General features: G+C 74.3%; 9 protein-coding genes. 2 read left to right on the top strand and 7 right to left on the bottom strand.

Annotated elements, in window-relative coordinates:
* Positions 1–53: 53 nt before the first annotated feature.
* Entirely contained in the window at positions 54–1,991 is a 1,938-nt protein-coding gene (locus C6361_RS24085; RefSeq protein WP_107269098.1) for a PhoX family phosphatase, read from the top strand.
* Between the two features lie 163 nt (positions 1,992–2,154).
* Here the strand turns inward: C6361_RS24085 and C6361_RS24080 are convergent, their stop codons facing one another.
* The 5 genes from C6361_RS24080 to C6361_RS24060 all read right to left on the bottom strand — a co-directional run bounded on the left by C6361_RS24080 (position 2,155) and on the right by C6361_RS24060 (position 14,497).
* Positions 2,155–3,255, bottom strand: a complete 1,101-nt coding sequence (locus C6361_RS24080) for a DegT/DnrJ/EryC1/StrS aminotransferase family protein (RefSeq protein WP_107269097.1) — start codon at positions 3,253–3,255, stop codon at positions 2,155–2,157.
* The gene (locus C6361_RS24075; RefSeq protein WP_107269096.1) at positions 3,252–4,001 is read right to left on the bottom strand and encodes a hypothetical protein; all 750 of its coding nucleotides are present in this window, start codon (positions 3,999–4,001) and stop codon (positions 3,252–3,254) included. Before C6361_RS24075 ends, C6361_RS24080 begins: the two co-directional genes overlap by 4 nt.
* 131 nt (positions 4,002–4,132) lie before the next feature.
* Positions 4,133–5,458, bottom strand: coding sequence for a diaminobutyrate--2-oxoglutarate transaminase (locus C6361_RS24070; protein ID WP_199853546.1), 1,326 nt, complete (start codon positions 5,456–5,458; stop codon positions 4,133–4,135).
* Between the two features lies 1 nt (position 5,459).
* Positions 5,460–13,175, bottom strand: coding sequence for a non-ribosomal peptide synthetase (locus tag C6361_RS24065; protein WP_107269094.1), 7,716 nt, complete (start codon positions 13,173–13,175; stop codon positions 5,460–5,462).
* Positions 13,172–14,497, bottom strand: coding sequence for a condensation domain-containing protein (locus tag C6361_RS24060; RefSeq protein WP_159079456.1), 1,326 nt, complete (start codon positions 14,495–14,497; stop codon positions 13,172–13,174). The genes C6361_RS24065 and C6361_RS24060 overlap by 4 nt, the downstream gene beginning before the upstream one ends.
* Positions 14,498–14,795: 298 nt before the next feature.
* Between C6361_RS24060 and C6361_RS24055 the strand changes: the two genes are divergently transcribed.
* Complete coding sequence (locus C6361_RS24055; RefSeq protein ID WP_107269092.1) at positions 14,796–15,947, top strand: glycosyltransferase; 1,152 nt, start codon at positions 14,796–14,798, stop codon at positions 15,945–15,947.
* Between the two features lie 7 nt (positions 15,948–15,954).
* Here the strand turns inward: C6361_RS24055 and C6361_RS24050 are convergent, their stop codons facing one another.
* Entirely contained in the window at positions 15,955–17,715 is a 1,761-nt protein-coding gene (locus C6361_RS24050) for an ABC transporter ATP-binding protein (protein WP_159079455.1), read from the bottom strand.
* Entirely contained in the window at positions 17,708–19,621 is a 1,914-nt protein-coding gene (locus C6361_RS24045; protein WP_159079454.1) for an ABC transporter ATP-binding protein, read from the bottom strand. Before C6361_RS24045 ends, C6361_RS24050 begins: the two co-directional genes overlap by 8 nt.
* Positions 19,622–19,643 lie beyond the last annotated feature (22 nt).

The following is a 19,643-nucleotide window of genomic DNA, read 5'->3' as shown; positions in this document are numbered from 1 at the left end:
CCGGCGGTTTTCGCACCGTTCACCGTGGCGTCGCCTCGCCGTACCCTTCGGTCATGTCGATCGATCATGCAGCGCAGTCCGTACCGGACCCGGACGATCGCCGTTCCAACCCGTCGACCAGCACCCCGTTCCGGGACCTGCTGAACGCCCGGGTCTCCCGACGCGCCCTGGTCCGCGGCGGCACCGTGGTCGCCGCGACGGGTTTCCTCGCCGTCGCCGACAGCGCGCCGCTGGTGCGTACCCTCGGCGTCCCGGCGGCCGGCGCCTCCGGTCGGAGCCTGCTCGGCTTCGCCCCGGTGGCGGCGAACGCCGACGACGCCGTCACGCTGCCGGCCGGCTACCGGGCTGACGTGATCATCCCGTGGGGGACGCCGATCCGCTCCACCGGCCCGGCCTGGCGTCCCGACGGCACCAACAGCGCGGCCGAGCAGGCCGAACAGGTCGGCATGCAGCACGACGGCATGCACTTCTTCCCGCGCGGCCCCGGACCGGCCGGCAACCGGCGCGGCCTGCTGGTGGTCAACCACGAGTACACCGACCGGACGCTGCTGCACGCCGACGGCGACGCGGTGATGACCCGGGAGAAGTCGGACAAGACGCTGGCCGCGCTGGGCGTGACCGTGCTGGAGATCGCGCAGCGGGACGGCGCCTGGCGGCCGGTGGACTCACCGTTCAACCGGCGGATCAACGGTACGACCCGGATGACGTACTCGGGGCCGGTCTCGCCGCGCCATCCCGCGCTGCGCGCCGTCGGCCTGCCACGGGGAACCCTCAACAACTGCTCGCACGGGGTCACCCCCTGGGGCACCTACCTGGCCTGCGAGGAGAACTTCAACATCTACTTCGGCACCGCCGACCCGGCCTGGACGCCCGGCCCCGAGCACGACCGGTACGGGATCTCACGCACCGGGCTGGACTACCGGCTGCACCTGGCGGACCCCCGGTTCGACCTGGCGCGCAACCCGAACGAGCCGAACCGGTTCGGCTGGGTCGTGGAGATCGACCCGTTCCGGCCGGACTCCACCCCGGTGAAACGTACGGCGCTGGGCCGGTTCAAGCACGAGGGCGCGACCGTCACCGAGTCGCGCGGCCACCTCGTGGTCTACAGCGGCGACGACCAGGACGGCGAATACATCTACAAGTACGTCAGCGCGGCCCCCTGGGCGGCGATGCGGGCCCGGGGTCGCAGCCCGCTCGACGAGGGCACCCTCTACGTCGCCCGGTTCGACGACGACAGGACCGGCCGCTGGCTGCCGCTGCGCTTCGGTCACGGGCCGCTCACCCCGGCGCAGGGCTGGACGGACCAGGCCGACGTGCTGCTGCGGACCAGGCGGGCCGCCGACGCGCTCGGCGCGACCCCGCTGGACCGGCCGGAGTGGATCAGCGTGCACCCGGAGAATTCGGCGGTCTACGCCAGCCTCTCCAACGGTTCCGGCTGGGCGCACGCGGTGACTCCCCGGACCCCCAACCCGTACGGGCACATCATCCGGTGGCGGGAGAGCGGCGACGACAACACCGCCACCACCTTCGAGTGGGACGTCTTCGTGCTCGGCGGCGACCCCGCGTACGACGACCGGGTCCGGTTGGACGACGCCGGCATCTTCGGTTCGCCGGACGGGCTGTGGTTCGACCCCGACGGTCGGCTGTGGATCCAGACCGACGTGTCGAACTACGTGCTGAACTCCCCCGGCTGGGGGTACGACCGGATAGGCAACAACGCGATGCTGGCGTGTGACCCGGGTACCGGCGAGATCCGCCGGTTCCTCGTCGGTCCCCGCGGCTGCGAGATCACCGGGATCACCGTGACGCCGGACCGGCGGACGATGTTCGTCAACGTGCAGCACCCCGGCGAGCTGACCCCGGCCTGGGGCAGCCCGACACCGGAGAACCCGCGCGCGGTCAGCAATTGGCCCGACTTCGATCCCGCCGGCCGGCCCCGCTCCGCCACCCTGGTGATCCGCAAGGAGGACGGCGGGATCATCGGAACCTGACCGGTTGTCGCCCCGTCACCGCGCCGCCCCGTCACCGCGCCGGCCGCCGTCCCGCCCGGTTCGGCGCGGCGACCGGGCCCGGTCACAGTCCCGCGCGGTCACGGTCCGGTGCGGTCACGGTCCGGTGCGGTCACGGTCCGGTGCGGTCACAGTCCGGGCGCGGTCACAGTCCGGCGCGTACGGCGGCGACCACCGTCTTGACCTGCTCGGCCGACAGGTGCGGGCCGATCGGCAGGCTGAGCACCTCGTCGGCGAGGCGTTCGGCGACCGGGTATCCGCCGGCCGGGACGTCGGGGCCGGCATAGGCCGGGGCGAGGTGCGGCGGCACCGGGTAGTGGATGATCGTCTCCACGCCGGACCGGTGCAGTGCCGCCCGCAGCCGGTCCCGGGCCGCCGTCCGGACCACGAAGAGGTGCCACACCGGTTCGGCCCAGGACGCCACCCCGGGCAGTGTCAGTCCGGGCAGCCCGGCGAGGTCTGTCAGGTACCGCGTTGCCACCTCGGCGCGACGGCGGTTCCACTCCGGCAGGTGGGCCAGTTTGACCCGCAGGAACGCCGCCTGGAGTTCGTCGAGCCGCGAGTTCGTACCGCGCAACTCGTGCTGGTACTTGACCCGCGAGCCGTAGTTGCGCAGCAGCCGTACCCGCTCGGCCAGGCCGGCGTCGGCGGTCAGCACCGCTCCGCCGTCGCCCATCGCGCCGAGGTTCTTGCCCGGGTAGAAGCTGAACGCCGCCACGGTCGAACCCTCGCCCACCCGACGGCCACGGTACCGGGCGCCGTGGGCCTGGGCTGCGTCCTCCAGCACCGCCAGGCCCCGGCTGGCGGCCACCTCGTTGATCCCGTCCAGGTCGGCCGGGTGGCCGTAGAGGTGTACCGGCATGATCGCCCTGGTCCGACCGGTGATCGCGGCCTCGATCCGGGCCGGGTCCATCGTCCCGGTCCGCTCGTCCGGCTCGACCGGCACCGGCCGGGCGCCGGCCGCCGACACCGCCAACCAGGTCGCGATGAAGGTGTGCGACGGCACGATGACCTCGTCGCCGTCGCCGATGTCGAGTGCCCGCAGGGCCAGTTCCAGCGCGTCGCATCCGCTGCCCACCGTGACGCAGTGCGGTGCGCCGCAGAAGGCGGCGAACTCGGCCTCGAACGCCTCCGTCTCGGGCCCGAGCACGTACCGCCCGGAGGCCAGCACCCGGGCGTAGGCGGCGTCCAGTTCGGTGCGGAGTTCGGCGTACGCGGCGCGCAGGTCCAGGAAGGGCACCGTCATCGGGGGGCTCCCGGCCGGTGCCGCGCGGCGCCGTCCGGGGCCGGGCCGGCCCCGGTGAGCAGCGACCGCAGCAGGGCCCGCAGCACCTGCTCGGCCGGGGCGTCGGCGGGCACGATGAGCGTCCCGTCCGGGCCGACGTCGCCGTCCCGGCCGTTGGCGGTGTCCCGGCCGTAGTCGTCGGTGTCCCGGCCGTTGTCGGTGTCGCCGTCCGGGGCGGACGCCGCCTCGATGAGCTCGGCGTGCGACCACGTGCCGGTCGGCACCGCCGGAAAGCCGCGCCAGGTCGTCAGGGCGGGATCGGAGGGCCGACAGCGAGCCGGCCACGAGGCGGGCGGCAGGGCCAGGTTCTCCGGGGGTACGGCCGGCACGTCGCGATGCCGGAAGTGCTCCTCGTCGACGATGTCCCCCGGGTCGCAGACCTGTAGTGCCGCACCGAGGTCGAGCGCGATCCGGTCCCGGCGACCATGGTCCGACTCGGCGACGTAGGCGACCTGGTGCCCGGCCCACCACGCCCCGAGGGTGAGCGCCACGATCTCCGCCGGCCGGCGCAGGGCGATCAGCACCAGTGACCCGTCCGGATAGCCCTGCTCGGCGAAGCCCCGCCCGTACCCGCGCGCGCTCTGCTCGTACCGGCCGGCCGGCGCCGGCGGCCCGGTGCTGGCCGCGCCACGCCCCAGCAGCTCGCAGACGGTTCCCGGCGCACCGGCCAGCCGGCCGGCCGATCCGGCGGTCAGCGACGACGACATTCGGGTCTCCCCCCTCGATACGACTCTCCTCGGGCCGGTGGAGCCAATGCCTCGCCTGCCGGCGGAGGCGATGGATCGACTGCCGGCCCCGTCCCCGGCCCCGGGATCCCGTTACGGCCGCGCCCGGCGGGTCAGCCGGGTCGTACCGCCACCACCTGGCCGGCGCCGTGCCGGTCACCCGCCCGGCGCAGCGCCGCCGCCAGCGTGCCGACGCCGCGCCGCAGCTCCGCGTCGGTCACCGTCAGCGGCGGGCAGAGCTTCAACACCTCGCCGTCCCGACCGCAGGTCTCCAGCAGCAGGCCCTGCTCGAAGGCGTACCGGGCGACCAGGTCCGCCACCCCGCGACTCCGGCAGGGCAGCCCGAGCAGCAGTCCGCGCCCCCGCACCGGCCCGGCCAGGCACTCGCCGTCGTCGTCCAGAGTGGACAGTTCCTCGGCCAGCAGCGCCGACTTGCGCTCCACCTCCCGGCGCAGGTGCTCGGTACGCCACCACCGCCTGATCGCCAGCGCGCCGGTGACGAAGGCGAGCTGGTTGCCCCGGAACGTTCCGGAGTGCTCGCCGGGCGCCCACACGTCCAGCTCCGGAGCGATGAGTACCAGGCTGAGCGGAAGCCCGAGGCCGCTGATCGACTTCGACAGGCAGACGACGTCGGGCCGCAGCCCGGCGGACTCGAACGAGAAGAACGGTCCGGTACGCCCACCGCCGGCCTGGATGTCGTCCACGATCAGGATCGTCCCGGTACGCCGGCAGAGCGCCTGTGCCTCGCTCAGGTACCGCGCCGACAGCGGCCGGACGCCGCCCTCGCCCTGGAGGGTCTCGACGACGAACGCCGCCGGTGCGCCGTCCGGGCCGTCGAGCGCGCTCGCCAGGGCGGCCAGCGCGTGCTCGGTGCCGGGCGCGTCCATCTCGTGCGGCACCCGGGTCACCCCGGCCGGGTCCAGGGTGGGCAGCCCGGCCGGCCCGGAGATGTCGGAGACCGCGATCGAGTCGACCGTCATCCCGTGGTAGGCGCCGGTGAGGCAGACCACCCGGCGTCGCCCGGTCGCCTTCCGGGCCACCCGGAGCGCCGCCTCGACCGCGCTGGTGCCGGTCGGCCCGGTGAACTGGATCCGGTAGTCGAGCCCGCGCGGCGCCAGTACCACGTCGGAGAGTGCCCGGACGAACTCGCGCTTGGCCACCGTCGCCGTGTCCAGCCCGTGCACCAGCCCGCCGGAGCGCAGGTAGTCGATCACCGCCTCGACCAGCTCCGGCGGGTTGTGACCGTAGTTGAGCGTCGCCGCGCCGGCGAAGAAGTCCAGGTACTCCCGGCCGTCCTCGTCGTACAGCCGGGCGCCCTCGGCCCGGGCGAAGACCGCCGGCCACCGCCGGCAGTAGTACCGGACCCTCGACTCGTACGTCTCCAGTACGTCCACGCTGCCCCCGCCCTCGTCGACCTGACCACCCGTCCTCACCAACAGCTCACCAGGCACGCGGATCCTCCGCCACCAGCCGGGTGAGGGCGGCACAGAACTCGTCGGTGACCTGCCGCGCCGCCGCCTCCGCCACCGTCGCCGGGTCGAACCGGACGCGCAGCCCGAGCCGGGCGTCCGGGTGCACCTCGACGGTGAGCGGATAGTTGTTCCGGCCGGCTCCCGGCCCCCGGCGCACCGACAGGGTCTCCCCGGCCGGGTACCGTCCGCCCTTGAACAGCGGGAAGTTCTGCACCCCGACGGTGGTGTCGAAGAGCGGCCGGCCCGGCGGTGACCCGGCCGCCCGCTGCGCCTCGGCCACCGACATGTACTCGAACCGGCCCAGCCCGATCAGCGTCGACTGCACCTCCCTGAGGAAGGTCGCCACGTCGTCGTGCCGGGGCAGCCGTACCCGCATCGGCAGGGTGGTCGAGAGGAGCCCGGCCATCCGCTCGATGCCCGGAAGCGGCGCCGACCGGCCGGAGAGGATCACCCCGAAGACGAGGTCGCGGTCGCCGGTGACCCGGCTGAGCGCCACCGCCCAGGCGCCGTAGACCAGGGCGCCGAGGGTCAGCCGGCGACGCTTGCAGAAGAGTTCCACCTCGGTGGTGAACTCGGCGGAGAGTTCCCGCCGCAGCACGCGTTCCGCCGACGGGCCGGCGCCCTCCGGGCCGGTCCGGGCCGGCGTGCCGGCGTCGGCGACGGGTTTCGGCAGGCCGGCCGGGTGCGGGAGGTCGGCCAGCAGCTCGCGCCAGAACCGTCGCTCCGGCCCGGGGGTCCGGGTCTGGATCCACCGTACGTAGTCCCGGTACGGTGCCGCGGGCTCGTCGTCCACGGGTCGGCCGGCCAGCAGGTTCGCGTACGCCTGGAAGCACTCGGTGAACACCAGGCTGCTGCTCCAGCCGTCCATGATCGCGTGGTGGTTGGTCCAGACCAGGTGGTGCAGGTCGTCGGCGAGCCGGACGGCGGTGACCCGGTACAGCGGTGCGGTGGAGAACTCCAGGTCGAGCCGGCCGTCCTCGGCGAGGATGTCGGCGATCCGGAACGACGACGACGCCGTCCCGGACCGGTCGACGACGGTCAGCGGCGGCACCACCTCGGCGTGCACCACCTGGTGCGGTTCGGCCAGCCGCCGCCAGCGGATCGCCGTACGCAGCGCGTCGTGCCGGCGGGCCACGGCCGTCAGCGCGGTCCGGAACAGTTCCGGGTGGAACTGTCCGGTCAGGGTGAAGCTGGTCTGGTTGAGGTACATGCCCTCGCCGGGGCTGTAGAGGGAGTGGAAGAGCATCCCGTGCTGGGCGGGGGTGAGCGGGTACACCTCGCGTACGCCCGGCTCGGCGCAGACGTCGTCGAGCTGGGCGCCGGTCAGGGTCGCCAGCGGGTGTCGCGCCGGTCTGCCGGGCCCGTCGACGCAGCCGGCCAGCCCCTGGGCCAGGGCGGCCCGCAGCCGGTCGACGAGGTTCGCGCAGAGCCGTTGGATCGTCTCCGCCCGGTGCCGGCCGGCCGGGTACGCCCAGGTGATCCGCAGCCGACCGGCGGCCACCTCGCACCGGACGTCGAGCCCCGGTACCGGCTCGGCGGGGCCGAGCGGCACCGTCCGGACACCGGCGTCGAGCGGCACGCCGTCGAACGCGAACCCGACCGTCTCGGCATCGACCCGGGCCAGTCGGGCCCGCAGCTCCTCGTCGGGTGACAGGTGCCGCAGCACCCCGTACGCCAGGCCGGCGCGGGGAACCCGGCGCAGCTCCCGGGCCACCGCCCGGGCGGTGGCGGTGATGTCACCGGCGACCGCCGGCAGCCGTACCGGACAACTGCCGGTCAGCCGCCCGACCGTGCGGCTGAGGTCGACCTCCGGGAACGGCGAGTCGCGTCCGTCGTCGCGCAGGCGTACCGCGAGCGCGCCGCCCCGGGTCTCGGCCGTCGCCGTCAGGACCAGGGCGGCGAGTACCAGTTCCGCCGGGGTCACCCCGAACCACTCGGCCGCGACACCGGTCAGCCCGGCGGTTTCGGCCGCGCTCAGCTCCGCCACCACCGACCGGGCGGGGACGGTCTCCGGGCGGGCCGTCGGGTCGGGGCCGTCCGGGGGCAGCGCCGGGGCGGGCTCGTCGGCCATCAGCCAGTAGTCGGCCTCGGCCCGGGCCGCGCCGGATTCCGCGTAGCGGCTGATCCGCTCGGCCCAGTACCGGTAGGAGGTGGTCGGCTCCGGCAGCCGAACCGGCCGGCCGGCGGCGATCCGCGCGCACAGGGTGCCGATGTCGGCCGTGACGATCCGCCAGGAGGCCCGGTCGAGCAGCCGGCGCAGCGCCACGAGCACCAGGTGGCGGTCTCCGGAGGACCCGCCGACCAGGGCGGCCCGGACCAGCGGACCGCTCGGGGTGCCGTCGGGCGGCGCGGCGGTGCTGGTCTCGACGATCGTCGCGGCGAGCGTCTCGGCGGCGTCGCGCAGCGCCGACGAGGGATCCGTGGCACCGCCGTCGACCTGTCGGATCGACAGCGGCACCGGCCCGACGGCCGGCACCGACAGCCGCCGGCCCTGCGCGTCGACCAGCAGCCGGGCCCGCAGCATGTCGTGCTGCTCGGCGAGTGCGGCCAGCACCTCCGCCACGGCCGGCTCGCCGAGTCCGGGCGGCAGTTCGACGGCGACGGCCCGGACCGCCGGGGTCCCGGCCGGGTCGAGCAGGTCCCGCTGCCCCGGAGTGAGCGGGACCGGGCCGGCCGCCGCGCCGCGGACGACGGTCGGCGCCGCGTCGGCGTCGACGATCCTGGCCAGCTCGGCCACGGTCTGGAACTCGAACACCTGGGCGGGGACGAGCCAGAGACCCGCGTCACGGGCCCGGGAGACGACCTGGATACCGAGGATCGAGTCGCCACCCAGCTCGAAGAAGTTGTCCTCGATCCCGACGTCGTCCAGCCCCAGCACGTCCGCCCAGATCCCGGCCAGGAGTTCCTGGGTGGGGGTGGACGGCGGGGCGTATCCGGTGGACTGCCCGGCACTCTGGTCGGGCGCCGGCAGTGCCCCCCGGTCGAGCTTGCCGTTCGGGGTCAACGGCAGCGCCGGCAGGTCGACGAAGGCGGCCGGCACCATGTAGTCGGGCAGCCGGTGCCGCAGGTGGTCGCGCAGGGCCGGCGGGTCGGGCAGCCGGCCACCGTCGCCGACCAGGTACGCCACCAGCCGTACCCCGCCCGCGTCGTCGGTCCGGCCCACCACCACGGCCTGGCGTACCGCCGGGTGCCCGAGCAGCGCCAGCTCGATCTCGGCCGGCTCCACCCGGTGTCCACGGATCTTGATCTGCTGGTCGACCCGGCCGAGGAACTCGACGGTCCCGTCCGGGCGTCGCCGGCCCAGGTCGCCGGTGCGGTACATCCGCCGCCCCGGCGCAGCCGCGAACGGGTCGGGCCGGAATCGCGCCGCGGTCAACCCGGGCTGGCCGTGATAGCCGCGCGCCACGCCGGCACCGCCGAGGTAGATCTCGCCGACCACGCCGACCGGCGTCGGGGCCAGCCGCGAGTCCAGCACGTAGAGGCCGGTGTTCGCGATCGGGGCGCCGATCGTGATCGGTGCCGCCGTACCGTCCACCACGCCGGCCGTGGACCACACCGTGGTCTCGGTCGGGCCGTACACGTTCCAGAGCGTGCTCTCCGGGGCGAGCAGTTCGCCGGCCAGGTCCGCCGGCAGTCGCTCGCCGCCGCAGAGCCGGATCCGCAGCCCCGGCGGCACCCCGACCGACTCGGTCAGCATCCGCCAGGTCGCCGGAGTGGCCTGCATGACGGTGCCGCCCTCGTCGCGCACCAGGGCGTGCAGCGCCAGCGGGTCGGTGGTCTGCGCGCGCTGCGCGACGATCACCCGTCCCCCGGTGACCAGCGGCAGCAGCAACTCCAGCACGGAGATGTCGAAGGAGAGGGTGGTCACCGCGACCAGGGCGTCCCGGGGTTCCGGGCGCAGCAGTGCGGCGAAGGAGGTCAGCAGGTTCACCACCGCCGCGTGGCTGACCTGCACCCCCTTCGGTCGTCCGGTGGAGCCCGAGGTGAAGATCACGTAGGCGAGGTCGGCGGGGTCGGCCGGCCCGGCGCCGAGGACGGCGTGGGTCCCGGCTTCGGCTCCGGCGTCGGCCGCGCCGGCGTCGGCATCGGCATCGGCACCCAGCGCGCCGGCATCGGCGTCGGCGTCGGCGAGCAGGAGCGGTGCGGGGCCGCCGTCGGGTAGGGCTCCGGCCAGGGCGCGCTGGGTCACCACGATCGGTGCCTTGGTGTCCGACAGGGCCTGGGCCACCCGCTCCGCCGGGACGGCGGGGTCCAGCGGGACGTACGCACCGCCGGCCTTCCAGACTCCGAGCAGGGCCACCACGAGATCCACGCCGCGCTCCAGATAGAGCCCGACCAGGCTCCCGGGCCCGACGCCCCGTCGACGGAGCCGGGCGGCCAGCGCGGCGGCCCGACGGTCCAGTTCCGCGTACGTCACCGACCGGCCGCCGGAGGTGACCGCCGTGGCGTCCGGGGTACGGGCCGCCTGCTCGGCCACCAGCTCGTGCGCGCACCGGGGCGGGATCTCGACGACCGGGCCGTACACCGCCGGTCCGGCCGGTGACTCCTCGGCGACGGGCAGGGCGCCGACCGGCTGCCCGGGGTCGCGCACCACCGCCCGCAGGATCGCCTGGTAGTACGCCGACATCCGCCGGACCATCGCCTCGTCGAAGAGTTCGGTGCTGTACTCCCAGCTGCCCCGCAGCCCGGCGGCGGACTCGGTGACCGCCAGGGTGAGTTCGAACTTCGCGGTACGCTGCTCGACCCGGAACGGCAGCACCGCCAGGTCGTGGAACTCCTCCTCCGTCGGCGGGCGTTCCAGCTGGTGGCTGAAGGAGACCTGGAACAGCGGCGGCCGGCTGGTGTCCCGGTCCACCACCACCTCGTCGACGACCAGCTCGAAGGGGACGTCGGAGTTCTCGATCGCCGTCGCGGTGGTCTCCCGGACCCGCCGCAGCAGCTCGGTGAAGGTCGGCTCCGCCGAGACGTCGATCCGCAGCGTCACCATGTTGAGGAAGCACCCGACGAGATCGTCCACCCCGGATTCCGCCCGGCGTACCACCGGCGAGCCGATCCCGATGTCGTCCTGCCCGGCCAGGCGGTGCAGCAACACCGCGAACGCCGCCAGCGCGACGATGTTCGTGGTCACCCCGGCGCTCCGGGTCAACGCGCGGAGGCCCTCGACCACCGGGGGCTCGACGGCGAAGCTCAGCGCCGCCCCCGCCCCGGAGCGGATCCGGCTGCGCACACCGGTGCCGGGCAGGTCGAGGACGGGCAGTCCGGCGAGCCGCTGCTGCCAGTGGTCGAGCTGGCCGCGCAGCGCCCCGGAGTGCACGAGCTGCCGCTGCCACACGGTGTAGTCGACGTACTGCACCGGCAGCTCGGGCAGCTCGGCGGGGCGCCCCAGGCAGGCCGCGGAGTACGCCCGGGCCAGCTCCGTACGGAGCAGCTCGATCGACCGGGCGTCCACCGCGATGTGGTGCAGGGTCAGCACCAGTACGTGGTCGGTGGGCCCGACCCGCAGCAACCGGGCCCGCAGCGGCGGCTCCTCGGCCAGGTGGAACGGCCGGGCCACCTCGTCGGAGACCAGTCGGCGGAGGGTCTCCGGGTCGGCGGGCACGTCGACCGCCGACAGCGCGCTCGCGGTCGCCGGCCGCACCACCTGCCGGGGGTGGCCGTCGGTGACCGGGAATACGCTGCGCAGCACCGAGTGCCGCTCGACCACCGTCTCCAGCGCCGTGCGGAGTTGGTCGACCCGCAACGGCCCGCCCAGCCGCATCACCAGCGGCACGTTGTAGTCCGCCGACTCGGGCTGGAGCTGGGCCAGGAACCACAGCCGCTGCTGGGCGAAGGAGAGCGGGAACGGCCCCGGCGAGCCGGTGGGCCGCACCTGGTGCGCGGTGGTCGGCCGACCGACCCGGTCCAGCTCGGCGGCGAAGCCGGCCAGTGTTGGGTGCTCGAAGAGGGTACCGAACGGGACCCGCAACCCGAGCGTCCGCCGCAACTGGCCGGCCAGCCGGGCCGCCGTGAGGGAGTGTCCGCCGAGTTCGAAGAAGTTGTCGTCCCGGCCCACCCGGGACACCCCCAGCACGTCGGCCCAGAGTTCGGCCACCGTCCGTTCGGTCGGGGTCGCCGGCTCGGGCGACTTCTCGGCCTGCCCGAGCTGGCGGGCGTCCGGTTCCGGCAGCGCCCGCCGGTCCACCTTGCCGTTGCCGGTCAGCGGCAGCGCGGCGAGCGGCACGAACGCGGCCGGCAGCAGGTATTCCGGCAGTATCCGGAGCAGGTGTGCGCGCAGCGCGGCCGGGTCCGGCACCCGGTCGGCGGCGGCGACGAAGTAGCCGACCAGCCGGTGGTCCCCGTGCCGGTCCTGTCCCGCGACGACCACGGCCTCGGCCAGGTCCGGGTGGGTGAGCATCGCCGCCTCGATCTCGCCCGGCTCCACCCGCCAGCCCCGGATCTTGACCTGGTCGTCCGACCGGCCCACAAACTCCAGCTCGCCGTCCGGGCGGCGGCGCGCCAGGTCGCCGGTCCGGTAGAGCCGGCCGCCGGGCTCGACGGCGAACGGGTCCGGCAGGAAGCAGCGCGCGGTCAGGCCCGGCCGCCCCAGGTAGCCCCGGGCCACCCCGACCCCGCCGATGAAGATCTCCCCGACCGCGCCCTCCGGTACCGGGTTCAGCTCCTCGTCCAGGAGATGGATCGCGGTGTTCGCGATCGGCCGCCCGATCGGTACCGCCGGTCCGGTCAGCTCCGGCACCGCCGCCCGGTGTACGCAGCATCCGACGGTCGCCTCGGTGGGGCCGTACTCGTTGACCACCACGACCGGCTCCGGCGACTCCCGCCACGGAGCCAGCGTGTCGGCGAACAGCGCCGCACCGCCGACCACGAGCTGGCCGGTCAGCGCGGCCAGCCGGTCCGGCGACAGCTCCCGGCCGATCACGGCCAGGTGCGCGGGGGTCAGCTTGACGAAGGTGTACGGCCGGCCCGCCCCGACCTCGTCGGAGAGCAGCCGCCGGTAGTCTTCGAGCACCTCGACGGTGCCACCGGCGGCCAACGGCAGCAGCAGGTTGGTGACGGTGAAGTCGAAGGCCAGCGGCGAGTGCAGCGGTACGGTGCCGATCCCGTCCGGGCCGTACGCCCGGCTCGCCCAGTCGAGGTAGTTCAGCAGCGACCGGTGTTCGATCTGGACACCCTTCGGCCGGCCGGTCGAGCCGGAGGTGTAGATGACGTACGCCAGGTTCCCCGGACCGGCCGACTCCACCTCGGCGCCGACCTCCCCGACACCGTCGAGCTGCTCGGCGCCGGGGTCGGCCTGTTCCAGGGTCACCGCGAGCGCCGGTACGCCGAGGTCGTCGGCGAGTTGCCGCCGGGCCGGCTGGGTCAGCACCAGCCGGGCGCCGCAGTCGTCGAGCATCGTCCGCAGCCGGGCCACCGGGTGCCCGGGTTCCAGCGGGACGTACCCGGCTCCGGCCTTGAGCACGGCCAGGCAGCTCACGACCAGCTCGGCCGAGCGCTCCATCAGCAGCCCGACGAGCTGTTCCGGGCCGACGCCGCGCCGACGCAGCTCGGCGGCCCAGCGGTCGGCCCGGGCGTCCAGTTCGGCGTAGGTCAGGGTTCGGTGACCGTCCCGGACCGCGACCCGGTCCGGCACCAGCGCCGCCCGGGCCGAGATGAGCTGACCGGCGGACCGGTACCCCGGGTCCGTCATCGACGTACACCTCCCACCGTGGCGGCGTCGGTGGACATCCGCAGCAGCCGTTCCGCGAGGTCCGTACCGAGGGCTCTGATCCCGTCCCGGTGCCACAGGTCGGCCCGATAAGTGATCTTGAATCGCAGCGGCAGGTCCGGTGGACTCGCCAGGACCTCCAGGTGCAGATCGTCGATACAGCCACTCTCGGCGTCCCAGACCAGGCACGGCCCGTCCCGTTCGGCGTCGGCCGGAGCGCTGCGCAGTACCACCCCGAGTCGGAGCCGGCTGCCGATGTCCTGGTTGAAGGCGATCGTCACCTTGGGCGAGAGGTTGAGGACCCGGCCGCTCTCGGTGTGCCGGCCGTCCCGCTGGAACGGGCCGCTCTGCTGGCGCATCGCCCGGCGCAGCACCCCGGCAGCGCTCCGGATCGTGGCCTCCGGGTCCGGGCGGGCCGGCATCCGCATCCGCAGCACGCAGAGGTTGACCAGCGACCCCACCAGGTTCCGCCGGCTGGCGCTGCCGCGATCGGTGAGCGGCGTCTGTAGCAGCAGGTCCCGCTGCCCGGTCAGGGCGCCGACCGCGCTGGCGAAGCCGGCCAGGATGGCCGCCGACCCGTGCCCGCCGAGCGGCCGCGAGCGGGCATCCAGCCCGGCCATGGTGCAGCCGTCCACCTCGAAGACCAGCGCCGGGAAGCGTCCCGTCCGGAGACCCGGCTGCCAGGGCCGGACCGGGTACGGCAGCCTGAGCGGCTCCGCGTCGCGCAGCTCCTCGGCCCAGAACGCGAGGTGGCTCGCCAACCGCTCCCCGGTCATCGCCTGCCGGGATGCCCGGGCGTACGCCCCGAACGAGCCGGCCGGCGGACCGGACGGGACGGGCCGGCCAGCGCGGAGCGCGGCGTGGTACCGGTAGAAGTCCCTGGCGATCAGCGACGCCGACCAGCCGTCCACGAAGACGTGGTGCAGGTGCAGGATCAGCCTGGGCGGATCCGACCCCTCGTCGATGGCGAAGAAGCACGGGATCCGGCCGGCGGTCGTCGACGGACCGATCGCCCCGTAGACCCGGGGGTCCGCGCCGGCCGGCAACTGCTGCACCGGTCGGGTCGGGTACGTCAGCTGCGTCTCCGGCTCCCCCGGCAGCACCGACATCCGCAACGCGTCGCGCGCCCGGACGATCCGGGTCAGCGCGGCCAGCACCGGCTCGGGGGCGACGCCGTCGCGCAGCGGCAGACGCAGCGCGTACACCAGGGTCTCCGGGTCGCTCATCTGCTCGACCAGCCGCAGCTGTTCCTGCCCGAAGGTGAGCGGATCGCCGGTGGGGTCGAGTGACGCACCGGGTCGCATCGGACGGACCACCTCCAAGGCGTCGGGCCTGCGCTGCCAACCGGTACGGCTCCGGCAGCGCGACGCGGCGGCCCGTCGGCTCACCCCGGAGACGGCCGTGCGCCCGCCGATTCTTTCGCATCGCGGTGCGGTGCAATAGGGGCGCGGAAACCGCCGCCAACTGGCGCTTTCCGCAGTTGAACGCGAGCCGACGGTCCACCTTGTCCGGTGCCGCGCCGGGGCGCAGACTGGCCGGCAGGACGAGCCGAGGGAACCCCGCCATGCGACACCGCGAACCCCCGCCGCCGGTGCGGGACTGATGGCCGGCGCGACCGTCCTGTTCCTGCCCTACCCGTCCACGTCGGGTAGCTGGGGCTCGGTGATGAACCTGGTCGCCCTAGCCCAGGAGTGCCGCGGCCGGGGCGACCGGGCCGTCTTCCACGCCTGCCCGCCCACCGCCGAACTGCTCCGCCGGCAGGGCTTCGAGGTGCTTCCGGTCGAGGGGGTCCCGCCGCGGGAGACACCCCGGGCCGTCGACACCTTCTACGACGTCTGCACCGCCCTCGGCTTCGACGACCGGGCCTTCTGGGACCGGGTGCTGCGCTCCGAGGAGGAGGCCGTGCAGGCGGTACGGCCGGACGCCCTGGTCTCACACATGCGGCTGACGGCGCCGATCACGGCGGCCCGGCACGGCATTCCGCTCGCCTCGTGCGGCGGGTGGTCGACCGATCCCCGGGTCCAGGCGTCCGGCACGCATCCGCTCGACGAGATGGCCGGTCAGCTCGCCAGCACCTGGTCGGCACTGACCGTACGCTCCATCAGCGAACTCGTCTTCTGGCGGGCCGACCTGCGGATGGTCACCTCGGTGCCGATCTTCGAGCCGGACTTCGTCGACCTGCCGAACACGCTCTACACCGGCTATCTGCGCCCGATGACCGAGGCCGAACCGCCGTGGAGCCGACCGGTGCCGGACCGGCTGGTGCTGGCCTACGCCAGCAACGCGCCGTGGGGCGTACCCCGGGTGGTGGAGGCGCTGGCCACCGCCGCCGAGCGGGCCGGGGCGGTGCTCTGGTGCGTGGCCCGGGCCGGTGGGCCCACCGGCCGCGTCTCGGCGCACTGCGAGGTCTTCTCCTACCTGCCGTTCGAGGCGTTGCTGGGCCGGGCCGGCGCGGTGGTCTTCCACGGTGGGCAGGCCACCGCGCTGGCCTCGCTCTGCCACGGCGTACCGGCGCTGGCCGTGCCCGGCCGGCACTACGAGCGGCGGTACAACGCCACCCGCCTCGCCGAGCTGGGCACCAGCGTCACCGGTGACCTGGCGGTACTCCGGCCCAGCCGGCTGGCCACGATCCTCCAGCGGCTGCTCGACGACGACGACATCCGGTCCGCCGCCGCGTCGGCGCACCGGTCGACGTACGAGCACGGCGGGGTGGTGTCGACGGTGGACGCGATACACCGGCTGATCGGCTGCTGAGCAACGGCTACCGGTAGGCGCGCGCCTGGAGCTCGAACAACTCGGCGTAGACGCCGCCGAGGGCGAGCAGTTCCTGGTGGGAGCCGTGCTCGACGATCCGGCCCTGGTCGAAGACGAGGATCAGGTCGGCCATCCGGACCGTGGAGAACCGGTGCGACACCAGCAGGGTGATCGCCCCGCTCCCCTCGGTCCCGCGCCGGGTCGCCTCCCGGAAGCGCTCGAAGAGGGCGTGCTCGGCGTCCGGGTCCAGCGACGCGGTCGGCTCGTCCAGCACCAGCAGCAGCGGCTGTTCGCGCATCATCCCGCGCGCGACCGCGAGTTGCTGCCACTGCCCGCCGGAGAGCTCCGCACCGTCCCAGGCCCGGCCGAGCTGCTCGGAGAGCGGCAGCGTGATCGTCGAGCCGGCGCGGGTGAGCGCCGCCCGAACCGCGCCGTCCTCGTCGCACCGGTCGAGGTCGCCGACGCCGACCGACTCGCCGAGGGTGAACTCGAACCGCGCGAAGTCCTGGAAGGCACCCGCCAGACTCCGTTGCCAGCGGTGGGTGTCCAGGTCGGCCAGGTCCACGCCGTCGACCGTGATCCGCCCACTGCTCGGCTGGTAGAGGCCGAGCAGGAGTTTGACCGCGGTGGTCTTGCCGGCCCCGTTGTCGCCGACGATCCCGACGGTGGCACCGGCCGGCAGCCGAACGCTGAGGTCGTGCAGCACCTCGTCGTCGGTACCGGGATAGCGGAACGAGACCCGGTCGAGTTCGATGCCCCGGGTCAGCCGGGCCGGCGGGGTGCCGGTGCCGGTGCGCTTGCCACGGGCGAACTCCACCAGCCAGACGTACCGGCTCGCCATCGCCAGCGTCTGGGTCAGCTCCCGGACCAGCCCGACGGCGCCGGAGACGTACCCCTGGACGAGGCCGGCCACCGCGATCGCCAGCACCACGTCGCCCGGGGTGGCCTCGCCGCGCACGGCACGGGCGGCGACCAGCACGATGCCGCCGGCCCAGGCCGAGGTGAAGAGCAGCCAGGCGCCGGCCGCCAGCAGGGCGGCCCGCAGGTCGGCGGCGAAGAGTTCCCGGTTGGTCTCCTCGCTGACCCGGTGGAACCGCGACACGATCTCGTCGCGCAGCCGGAAGATCCGGATCTCCTTGCCGAACTGCGGGGTCGTCGCCACCCGGAACAGGTGGGTACTGGTGCGTGACGCCTCGGCGGTCCGCCCGATCGCACCGTCCCGCAACCGCTCGGCCCGGGCCGAGGTGACGAAGAGCGGGATGCCGAAGAGCGGCAGGAGCAGCAGTGCCGGGTCGGCACCGGCGAGCAGCGAGAGCGCGGAGGCGGCGCCGACGAAGAACGACACGTTGGACAGCGCCGTCCAGAGTGCACCGACCAGCAGCCGCGAGTTGCTCCGCAGCACCTCCAGGCGGTCGGCGAAGTCGGGCCGCTCGTGCGGTTCGACGGTGGGGATCGAGGTGACCAGCCGCATGACGTCCTGCTCGAAGAGCCGGGCGGCCCGCTCGGAGACGGTGGTCTGCAACGGTACGGAGATGCCGTACGCGGAGAACATCACCGCGATCATCGCGGCGAGGGTGCCGACGCCGATCCCGGCCCGGGTCCAGTCGCCGGCCAACGCCCCGTCGGTGACCAGTTTCAGCGCCAGCGCGTTGGCCGACGGTTGCAGGGCCAGCGACAGGCTGCACAGCGCGATGACGCCGACCCGCCAGCCGCCGGCCCGGATGGCGAGGCGGGTGCCCAGCCAGACCACCTGGAGGCGCTCAGCCATCGACGAACCTCTCCGCCTGTAGTCGGAACATCCGGGCGTACGTCCCGCCGAGCGAGATCAGCTCGTCGTGACTGCCGTCCTCGGTGACCCGGCCGCCGTCGAGTACGCAGATCCGGTCGGCCCGGCGGACGGTGGAGAAGCGGTGCGAGACGAGGACGGTGGTGGTGCCCGAGGTCAGGTCCAGGAACCGGTCGTAGAACTCGGCCTCGGCCCGGACGTCCAGGTTGGCGGTGGGTTCGTCCAGCACGAGTACCCGGGCACCGGCGCGTACCGCCAGCAGCGCCCGGGCCAGGGCGATCCGCTGCCACTGCCCGCCGGAGAGGTCCGCCCCGCCGGAATAGTTGCGGGACAGCGGTGAATCCCAGCCCCGTGGCATGCCGCGGATCGCCGCCAGCACCCCGGCCCGGTCGGCCGCCTCCTCCAGCGCGGTCCGGTCGTCGAGGAGGTCGAGCGCGCCGAAGCCGACGTTGTCCCGGGCGCTCAGCTCGTACCGGGCGAAGTCCTGGAAGATGACGGCGAGCCGGCGGCGCCACCGCTCGGGGTCGAGGTCGCGCAGGTCGGTGTCGCCGACCCGGATCGACCCGCTGGTCGGCTCGTAGAGCCGGGTCAGCAGCTTGATGATGGTGGTCTTGCCGGCGCCGTTCGCCCCGACCAGGGCGACCGTGCTGCCGTCGGCGATGGTCAGGTCCACCCCGTCGACCACCGGACGGTCGACGCCGGGATAGTGGAAGCCGACCCGGTCGAACCGGATGTCGCCGAGCGGCCCGGCCGGCGGGGCGGGCTCCGGCGGGGCGGGCTCCGGCGGCGCCGCCCCGGACCGTCCGCCGTCGACCGTCGGGAGGGTGCCGGCCGGGGCGTCCGCGTTGCGCCGGGCCGTCATCCGGGCCTCCAGTTCCAGCAGCGACGGCAGGGTCAGGCAGCCGTACCGGATCGGGAAGTCGGCGTCCGGCAGGAACCCGCCGAGCCCGACGATGGCGGTCAGCGCGCCGCCGAGCACCACCGCCTGGGCGGCGTCGAGGTCCCCGCTGACCAGACCCAGCACGATCGGCACACCCGCCAGCGCCGCCAGCACCAGTACGGCGAGGTCGACCACGGTCATCCGCCAGCCGATGCTGCGGCGCCGCCGCCACACCGGAGCCATCGCGGTCGTCCAGGCGGTGTCGTGCCGGCCCACCAGCCAGCCGCCCAGGCCGAAGAGCCGGGTCTCCTTGGCGGTCTCCGGACGCAGCGCCAGGTCCCGCAGGTACTCCGAGCGTCGCAGCCCCGGTACGTCGCCGCTGAGCGCCTGCGCGGTCTGGAACCAGATCGCCAGGATGTGCCGGCGGATCACCATCGCCCCGGCCGCCACTCCGAGCCCCAACCACCAGCGGTACTGGGCGAGCAGCAGGATCGATCCGAACGCACCGGCCTTGAGGGCGATCAGGTTCAGGTACCCGCGCGCCCCGCTGCCCGGCCCCTGCCCGGGAGAGGCGATCCCCTGCGCGGTGGAGATCAGGTCACGGGTGCCGGAATCCTCCAGGTGCGCCACCCCGTACGGCCCGGTCAGGCAGGCCACCATCCGGTTGCGGAAGTTGAGGTCGATGCGGCGGACGAGTTCGCCGGTCAGCGGCTCGACGACGACGGGCAGCACGGTACGGGCCGCCGCGACGACGATCAGGAAGGTCACCGCCGGCCAGAGCCCGGCACCGTCGGCGGTCAGCCCGCCGACCACCGCCCCCATCGCCACGAACTGCACCGGGCCGGCGAGCCCCAGCAGCAGGGTCAGGGTCAGCACCGTCCCGGTCAGCACCGGACCGACCCGCCACGACGCCCGCCACAGCTCCGGAACGGCCCGGGCCGTGGAATGTCGACCGGCGCCCAGCCACCGGAGCAGCGCACCCGCCGGGGCCGCACCCACTGCCGTCATCTGAACCCTCTCGACTCGGCTC

Origin of the sequence: Plantactinospora sp. BC1, assembly GCF_003030345.1 — a bacterium.
In the GTDB taxonomy this organism is placed as follows: Bacteria; Actinomycetota; Actinomycetes; order Mycobacteriales; family Micromonosporaceae; genus Plantactinospora.
Note: the sequence above shows the minus strand (reverse complement) of the source record. Positions and strands in the feature narration are given on the sequence as shown.

Bases quoted from the DNA above. Each gene is read 5' to 3' on its own strand.
- C6361_RS24055 (WP_107269092.1), top strand. From the start codon at position 14,796: ATGGCCGGCGCGACCGTCCTGTTCCTGCCCTACCCGTCCACGTCGGGT.
- C6361_RS24075 (WP_107269096.1), bottom strand. From the start codon at position 4,001: ATGTCGTCGTCGCTGACCGCCGGATCGGCCGGCCGGCTGGCCGGTGCG.
- C6361_RS24060 (WP_159079456.1), bottom strand. From the start codon at position 14,497: ATGCGACCCGGTGCGTCACTCGACCCCACCGGCGATCCGCTCACCTTC.
- C6361_RS24080 (WP_107269097.1), bottom strand. From the start codon at position 3,255: ATGACGGTGCCCTTCCTGGACCTGCGCGCCGCGTACGCCGAACTCCGC.
- C6361_RS24050 (WP_159079455.1), bottom strand. From the start codon at position 17,715: ATGGCTGAGCGCCTCCAGGTGGTCTGGCTGGGCACCCGCCTCGCCATC.
- C6361_RS24045 (WP_159079454.1), bottom strand. From the start codon at position 19,621: ATGACGGCAGTGGGTGCGGCCCCGGCGGGTGCGCTGCTCCGGTGGCTG.
- C6361_RS24085 (WP_107269098.1), top strand. From the start codon at position 54: ATGTCGATCGATCATGCAGCGCAGTCCGTACCGGACCCGGACGATCGC.
- C6361_RS24065 (WP_107269094.1), bottom strand. From the start codon at position 13,175: ATGACGGACCCGGGGTACCGGTCCGCCGGTCAGCTCATCTCGGCCCGG.